2 protein-coding genes are annotated in these 1,610 nt (G+C 63.2%); both read right to left on the reverse strand.

Going from position 1 to position 1,610, the window contains the following annotated elements; all coding sequences use genetic code 11:
* Positions 1-775, reverse strand: a 775-nt coding sequence (locus AC2VOG_RS01555; RefSeq protein WP_486938159.1) for an MCE family protein, incomplete at its 3' end; no start/stop codon positions are given.
* The coding region (locus tag AC2VOG_RS01560; RefSeq protein ID WP_486938160.1) for an MCE family protein at positions 762-1,610 on the reverse strand (849 nt) is incomplete at its 5' end. The genes AC2VOG_RS01555 and AC2VOG_RS01560, both read right to left, overlap by 14 nt.

The following is a 1,610-nucleotide window of genomic DNA, read 5'->3' on the forward strand; positions in this document are numbered from 1 at the left end:
GGTTGTCGGCGACGAAGCCGGAAAGTTGCGCGGAGACGTCGTCGATGCCGGAGATCAGTTCGGCCAGCGCGGCGCGGCGGGCGTCGAGCGCCGCGAACAACTGGTTGCCGTCGACGATCAACTTGTTGACCTGGCCGGCACGCTCGGCCAGTACGCTGGTTACCGATTTGGCATGTGCCAGAAGCTGTTCCAGTGCGTCATCGCGGGTGTTCAGGGTGCGCGACAGCGAGGTGATGCCGTCCAGCGCCCCACGCAACTGCGGCGTGGCGTCGTGCAGGGCGTCGGTGAGAACCGTCAGCGATTTCTCGAATTGCACCTTGTCCAGGTCGCCGGCGGTGTGGCCCAGGTCTTCCAGCGCGGAACCCAGCGTGTACGGCGTCGTCGTCCGGCTCAGCGGGATAGTGGTGGCGATGCCCGTACCGGCCGGGGTGATCGCCACCGCGCGCTGCCCCAGGATGGTCTCGGTCCGGATCGCCGCCAGTGAGCTGTTGCCCACGTTGATGTGGCGATCGACGGTGAAGGCGACTTTGGCGGTGTCGCCGGCGAGCGTAACCGCCTGCACCTTGCCGACTCTGATACCGGATACGTACACGTCGTTACCGGGGTTTATCCCGCCGGCGTCAGCGAAATACGCTGTGTAGGGCCGGCCTTGGGGCCAGAACGGCAACGAGGTGTAGCCGAACGCGACCAAAATCACGCACACGACGAGAACCACGCCAAAAATTCCGGTCCGCAGTGGATCACGGTCGCGGCGGCGGGTGTTACTTGTTGACAAAGGCGCACCTACCTTTGCTCGGATCCACCTGGCCACCCATCGGGATGAGAATGTCGCTGCCTGCCGGGCCGTTGATCTTCAGCGACACCGTGCAGAAGTAGATGTTGAAGTAGGCGCCGTAGGCGCCGAGGGCAGATAGCCGAAGGTAGTCCTCCCCCAGCTGCTCGATGTCGTTGTTCACCTCGGGCAATCGATCGTTGATCTCGCCGGCGAGCGGTCGCGTATTCTCCAGGACGCCCTGCAGGGGGCGGCGTGAATTTTTCAGCAGATCGGTCAGGTCCGATGTGGTGGTGGCCAGCGGCGAGATGGCGCCGGCTATCGCGTCGCGCCCCTCGGCCAGTCCGGTGATGAGCTTCTGCAATTGGTCGACGGCGTCGGAGAATTGCGATCCTTTGGCGTCCACGGTGCTCAACACCGCGTTGAGGTTGGTGATCACATCGCCGATGGCACGGTCACGTGCACCAAGGGTCGACCCGAACGCGTTGGTGTTGGCCAGCAGGTTGGACAGCGCCCCGCCCTGACCCTGCAGCAGGTCGATCACATAACCGGTGATGGTGTTGATCTTGTCCGCGTCCAGGCCTTTGAGTACCGGACGAAGTCCACCGAGCAGCGCGTCGAGGTCAAGCGCAGGTTGCGTGTGCCGCTGATCGATGGTCCCGCCAGGGGAAAGTTTCCGCAATTCCCCAGGGCCGGAGGTGATTTCCAAGAAACGGTCGCCGACCAGATTGTCGTAACGAATCAAGGCACGAGTCGATGAGTACAGCGTGTAACGCTTGTCCACCGTGAAGGCGACGTCGACGGTGTTGTTCGGATTGAGCTTGACTTCCCGCACCGC

Source organism: Mycobacterium sp. TH-M11 (genome assembly GCF_057473725.1).